At 52.1% G+C, this 482-nt stretch carries 1 protein-coding gene; it reads right to left on the reverse strand.

The genetic code is table 11. The annotated features are described in order from the left end of the window. On the reverse strand, window positions 1-477 hold a 477-nt coding region (locus tag JF66_RS21230), incomplete at its 3' end, for an acyltransferase family protein (RefSeq protein WP_369798091.1). Window positions 478-482: the final 5 nt, after the last annotated feature.

A 482-nucleotide genomic window follows, 5' to 3' on the forward strand; every position in this document is an offset into this window, starting at 1 on the left:
GTCTTCCAGGTTGAGGATGGCACCCGCGACGACATACTTGGCGACCAGGGCGGTGATCACGATACCGATCAAAACACTCGATCGCAGTTTCACGAGGAAAGGCGCCAGGAGATAAAAGGTCAGCTCGAGGACAAGAGTCCATGCCTGTGGAATCAACAGCAGGGGAAAAAGTAAAGGCGTGGATTCCAGGAACGGACCGACCGTGATCTGGTCCCCCGTGGACTGCAAAAACATCACCGTGTCACTGCCAAAAATTGTGGAATTTGACAGGTAGAGCAAGACATTGCCGGGGAACGGAACTGCATTAATCTGCGCGAAGAAGTTCTCGTGCAGAACGACAACACGTAGCACGAGGGTGACAATGACAACGATCCAGAACTCCGGAAAGATCCTCAGCGCACGATTGGCGTAAAAGGCTCCCTTGCGATTACGGTAAGTGCCATTCAAGACCAGCCCCATGTAAAAACCGGAGATGATGAAAA

The sequence above is a fragment of the Cryobacterium sp. MLB-32 genome, from assembly GCF_000738085.1.
Classification (GTDB): Bacteria; Actinomycetota; Actinomycetes; order Actinomycetales; family Microbacteriaceae; genus Cryobacterium.